The sequence below is a fragment of the Anabaena sp. FACHB-83 genome, assembly GCF_014697485.1.
Lineage (GTDB): Bacteria > Cyanobacteriota > Cyanobacteriia > Cyanobacteriales > Nostocaceae > Nostoc_B.
Genome location: NZ_JACJRY010000105.1, coordinates 1 through 5,342, shown reverse-complemented (window position 1 = coordinate 5,342; position 5,342 = coordinate 1). Strand labels below are relative to the sequence as shown.

At 39.2% G+C, this 5,342-nt stretch carries 4 protein-coding genes and 1 pseudogene; 4 read left to right on the top strand and 1 reads right to left on the bottom strand.

Annotated features, from left to right (window positions below):
- The first annotated feature begins 268 nt into the window (after positions 1-268).
- Genes H6G79_RS36075 through H6G79_RS36065 form a run of 3 tightly spaced genes read left to right on the top strand, consistent with a single transcriptional unit; the run spans position 269 to position 1,551 of the window.
- Positions 269-727, top strand: a complete 459-nt coding sequence (locus H6G79_RS36075; RefSeq protein WP_206758814.1) for a hypothetical protein — start codon at positions 269-271, stop codon at positions 725-727.
- On the top strand, positions 634-1,155 hold the full coding sequence (locus H6G79_RS36070; protein ID WP_199331749.1) for a hypothetical protein: 522 nt from the start codon (positions 634-636) through the stop codon (positions 1,153-1,155). Before H6G79_RS36075 ends, H6G79_RS36070 begins: the two co-directional genes overlap by 94 nt.
- Entirely contained in the window at positions 1,156-1,551 is a 396-nt protein-coding gene (locus H6G79_RS36065) for a hypothetical protein (RefSeq protein ID WP_190595309.1), read from the top strand.
- 74 nt (positions 1,552-1,625) lie between these two features.
- Here the strand turns inward: H6G79_RS36065 and H6G79_RS36060 are convergent, their stop codons facing one another.
- Entirely contained in the window at positions 1,626-2,159 is a 534-nt protein-coding gene (locus H6G79_RS36060; RefSeq protein ID WP_190595308.1) for a hypothetical protein, read from the bottom strand.
- Between the two features lie 34 nt (positions 2,160-2,193).
- On the opposite strand from H6G79_RS36060, the pseudogene H6G79_RS36055 reads away from it, so the two are divergent.
- Positions 2,194-5,342 (top strand): annotated as a pseudogene (locus tag H6G79_RS36055) (hypothetical protein); the annotation flags it as partial.

The window sequence follows — 5,342 nt, the reverse complement described above, 5'->3', positions numbered from 1 at the left end:
TTACTTGTATAACTCTTTTACAGCTTGGACTTTTGCCACCAATTACTGCTAATTCTATATAAATTATACTGGATTTATTTCTGCTATTCTAGCATAGCTACTCTGGGAGAGCCAAAATTTATTACCATCGATAGTTGTTTTAGAAACAGTTCAGAATAATTCTGTTTTTGAAAACAATAATGGAAAAAAAGGGCAGAAAAAACCAACTAAATCATTGGACATAACTGGATTACTAAACTTCGCTCGAAAACAGGGCTTTAAACTCAAGTTGAGTGAAGCATTAAAAATCCTTGAATTCTGTGAACTAGAAGAACAAGATGAATATACTCCTCAAGAAGTTGAGCGATTCATTGACGCTTGTCAGTCCATTGGAGAACAAACATCAATATCTAATGTTTTAGTAGACATTGAAGATATCACTACAGAAACTGAATCAGATTTAACAGGCATGGTCGATAAAGTTACAGATAAATTTGTTGAAAAAATTCCTCGTGGACTTGTGCGGCAAGTTTACACTAAAAAAGCTATAGCTAGATTAGCCGAACAACCAGAAGAGAGCGAAGATTTCTTAAAGCAAATGGAAAAACAGATTTTAGCAAGAATTGAGGGAAAGCCATCTCCGATGCAACAATTGTGGGAGAAACATCAGATCAAATTCTTGCCCCCTACTCGAATGAACTCAATGCAATTGCCGAGCGCATCAGACAACGATACGACTACCAGCTAAAACAAGAAATTGAGCAGCGAGAACGCACGATTGATATTCAGGTAGATAAGACATCTAATACCAAGGCTTTGAAATTAGCTTCGGAAAAGTTAAAAAATCTACAAGCCTGGAACCAAGCGCAAGAGAAAAAACAAAAACTCCGTCAACAAAGCTTTGAACAGTTTAAGTCAAACCTATTTTATTTTGGTCGGTGGGTTGGTTCTGGTCGTTCTGGAACTGCGATGTTTTTTACTTTTGCTGCTTCAACTCTGTTCGGAGGATTAATGTGGGGGTTTAATGAACCATCTGCCATCTCCTGTCCGTCAGAAAAAAGCCTGTGCTATCAACTGCGTTTGGATAAAAAATCTGTGATTCTCCCAGCGCAGAAGAAGCAGATATTAGAAGACTATCAACGCTCTCTAAAACAACCGCGTCGTCGTCAAAAATAAATGGAACTACAAAAGATTGAACTTAGTGAAGATTGGTCTGATGTTTATTGGTCTGATGTTTATTTGCATACTCCAGAAGAACGAATTAATCGTTTAGAGATTTTGTTATGCCAGAAGGTTCAAAGAGGTGAAGATATTTCTAACTGTCTAGTAGCTTTGAACTTTCTGAAGAATCGAATAAGTGAACAGAAGCTAGAAGCAATTTTTCTCAAACGAATTCAGTTTAAACTAGCTTTTAATTCTTGGTATAGAGTTAGTCAAACTGCTTTGGCTTTCTTGCTTGTGATTGCTTGCTTTGGTAGCTTGGTTAAGTTGCTCACCGCACCATCCTGTTCTTTACCTCAGATTACTCAGCAACATTTACCCCAACAGATTCCCAAAAAGGAACTGAGGTAAAACATTGTAGGGACAGTGATATCATTCATTGTCCCTACAATCACACAAACTTCAAAGTTAGCCCGGACTGATTTTTAGAAGTAGGGGGTGTCTTTGTCGAAAGGGAGGGAACTGGGTTCTTCGCAGTTCCGCAAGTCTACCTGCATTTGTTCGAGGCGTTGTTTATAGGTTCGGTTTGAGGCACGTAACCTATTCATTTCTTGCTGCCCAAAATTTATGCCTAATGCTGCTTCTCTTTGAGACACCCGATTATAGTTATCAACATCAATCTTCTTGCGCCTTTCCATTTCTTCTAACCACTCTGGACTAGTCCCTTTTCTCAGTTCAGATTCTACATATTTGGATCTAAGAGAACCATCTGGGTTGAACTGTTGTTTCTCGGTGGGCGTAAAGAAGTCGTAGGCTGTGTACTCTATCCATTCTTCTGGTTCGGTTTCGTCCAGGCGTTTCCATTCATCGTATTCTGCCTTACATCTGCGAGCATAACTATCAATTGCTGCATTATTCATACCTTTAGATAACATCTGTTCTCTGGCTTCAGGCTTTAACGTTCCATCTGGATTAAACTCTTTACGATTTATGTTAATCCATCGTTTAATTCTTGACATACTAAACTCCTAAAAACAATGTTTAAATAAAATCATGTCGCTAGAATTCAAGCATTTTGATACTAGGTTAAACCAGTGGATTCATACCGATGAACGTATTAAGAATTCTGAGTCAATTTTAACTGAAAAGTTGAATAATACTCTACTTGAGTTTTACTTTTCTGGTAAAGAATTTTCTTTTGGACATTTAGATGAATATAGTACTCCAGAAGATTTAAAAAATCATCCAAATGGACAGACTCTTTTATTATCTTCTAAAACCAGATTACTGTATGGTTCTCCAGAATGCTTAGAAATAATCGATAAATTATGCCCTGATAGAAAAGATAGAGGGGCTTACGGCTCAATATTTTTGGGGGCTTGCAAAAATGCAATCAATGAAGAATTAAATATTCTAGTTGTGGATGATGCTAATGGAGAAAACGGAGAAGTTATTGACAAAGAAGACGCTTATAAACTAGTAGGAGATTGTTATGGGCAGATATCAACACAACTTTATGATAAATTAACTAATAGAGTTGAACAGCAAGATAAAAGTTATCGTGTCATTCAGCACCGTTTTGGTTGGACAGAGAATGATGGGCAAGATACTAAATATCGCTTCGGTAAAGGGACACTAAGACCTTGCAACTTAGAAAAAATAAGATACGCTGACACTAATAATGAACAAAAAATCGACCTAATTCTCCCCCTCTCTAGCTTCAAAGGTACAGATAAGGATCGTCCAGGTGGAGCCATTAAACCCCAAATTCAACCAGGACTCTACAGACAAAAAATCTGGCTAGGCGAAAAGTCACAATCAGAACGCGGTAAAACAGCAATATCTCAGCTATTAGCATCATTTCCTCAAGGTATCAAAGACTTTGCTGAGGAACTGGAGGCACAAGCCCAAAAACTAGCTGAATCCCAAAGTGACCCCAGAAAAGTGGCTCAACTTTTCTGTGAGAAATACGAAAAACGTAAGGCTTTCACAGAAGAAAAAAAAGCCTCATTGGAACAGAAAATTACATCTGAAGTTGCTGATGGTTCACTTGTTAAACAATTAGAACTTCTTACATGGAATGAAGCTGAAGAACAATTTGAACCAAGTGATGACTTGGAGGAAGAGTCAGAGAAAGATGATTTATTAATGTACAAGCTCATCAAAGCTGATTTGGTGAGTGGACATAACCAAATTTTAGAAACAGAGAAAGTCAGAAAAGAACTTACCAAATTCGTCCAAGGAGAGTGGAGAGATATCGCGCTGGGGGGGATACTGACCTTTGATAGAGCTATGATTATACCATCCAAGGAATTGAAGAACGGAGAAATCTGTGTGCCTTGGTTGGATAAAGGTGAAAAAGTTCTCAACTTCCGTTCACCATTCCTAAATTCTAACGGTTTATGTGTTTCGACAAATAAAATTGTTGATGACTGTTTAGCTCCAGACGGTACACGTCTAGAAGGTATTATTATCGTCAACGATGAAGATTTAAAACGCATCAAAGCGAGGCTTCAGACCGACGAAATAGTGCCATTAGAAACCGAATCAGAACGCCAGGGACGAGATTTTGACGGCGACTGCATTGGTGTGGCACTTGCTAGGAAATACCCCAATCTTACAGCAGAAGCGGAGTACAGAAATCAGCTTGAAAATGCTTATGCTCCTACTGTTAAAGAGAAAAAGCAATCATTTTATATTAACTCAGAGCAACCACCATTTGAGCAAATAGCCATACACATGAGCGATGGCATCAGTGTGGGCATTATTAATAATCAAGTGACCTCACTTTTATCTTTAGAGTCTGAAATCGAAATCCTTAAAACTTATGGAACTTCTGAACAAAAATCCTATTATTTAGACAGAGTAATAGAGCATTATGAGAAATTACTAGAAGAAGAAAATTATCAAAACAATCCGAAACCAATTAGGGAAGAATATAAACCGAATATACAAGAATTTGTAGCACTCGCTCAAAACCCAGATAGGACTCCAGAAATCATTGAACAAGCGATGAATACTAATCATCAATTGTATCGTAAAATGATTGAGGAGGCGTGTTATCACAACCAAATTGCGGTGGATTTATTCAAAAGCTCCAGAAAACCTGAAATGGGCTTGATTAAAGAAAATAATCGCTATTTATATCGCCAAATTGACTATATTAAAGACAAAAAATCACCAACAGCTTATTTAAATTATGGGATAAAAACAGAGGGTTACTCTCCAGTAGAATTATTAATTAATCAAACCAACAAATACTTCCAAGAATCAAAGTTAGAATCCCGCCCTATAGTCCAATTCAGTAACCTATTTCAAGGAGTAGAATTTACACCCCAGCAGAGATTTAGCGCGATCGCCGCCAAGTACGAATTTGACAAACTCTATAATGCCGCAGTAGCAATGGAGCGACGGCGCTCAACCGAGAAAGGGCCGTCAGCCATCATTGAAACCCAGCAGGGGACGAAACTGGAGATTACAAACCTCCTGCGCTACAAACATCCGGGCATTTGGAAGGCAGAATCTATTAATCTGAAGCTGGAGACAGACAAACGCAGTAACAGATTATTAGCGATCGCACAAATTGACAACGAGCTTGACGATAACGGCCAGCCCAAATTCCGTAGATTCGGCACAGTTAGCCCCCAATCCATTGAAGAACATGGACTCAAGCCAGGGATGTCAGCTAGTAATGCCAAGCTAGTTGAATTCAAGCCAGAACTGACCAAAGGGCAAACTAGACTGCTATTTTCGCAGGCGTACAAATTTGCTGAAGCATACCGTGAGAGCATACCAGAGTCGGAGCGATTGTCGGCGGCGGCGGCGGCTTGGAATGTGGGGGCGGCACGACAGGATGAACTTGAATCAATTCAAAATGACGCTCGCGGACTCGCTAACGCTGCGCTAACAAAATTCAAAATTCAACATAAAAGTCAAATCCAGAAAAAGACTCCCAACTTTGTGTTCGCGGCGTTCCCAGATGAAATTGTCTCCCGGTTAGAGCATCTGCAATTTACTGATTTACGAGTAGGGACGCTGAGTAATGAGGCTAACAACTTCAAGGGTAAAGAATGGAACCCCGACGAAAAGTACAATGTAGAAATCCGAGCTAGTGACCACCCACCGGGACACGATCGCTACGCTTCGAGATTAGTGTTTGTTGCCGATGGTGATGGTGAATATAAGGAGTTTGCAGCGTTAGA

Excerpts from the sequence above, each read along its gene's own strand:
- H6G79_RS36065 (WP_190595309.1), top strand. The coding sequence starts at position 1,156 with ATGGAACTACAAAAGATTGAACTTAGTGAAGATTGGTCTGATGTTTAT.
- H6G79_RS36060 (WP_190595308.1), bottom strand. The coding sequence starts at position 2,159 with ATGTCAAGAATTAAACGATGGATTAACATAAATCGTAAAGAGTTTAAT.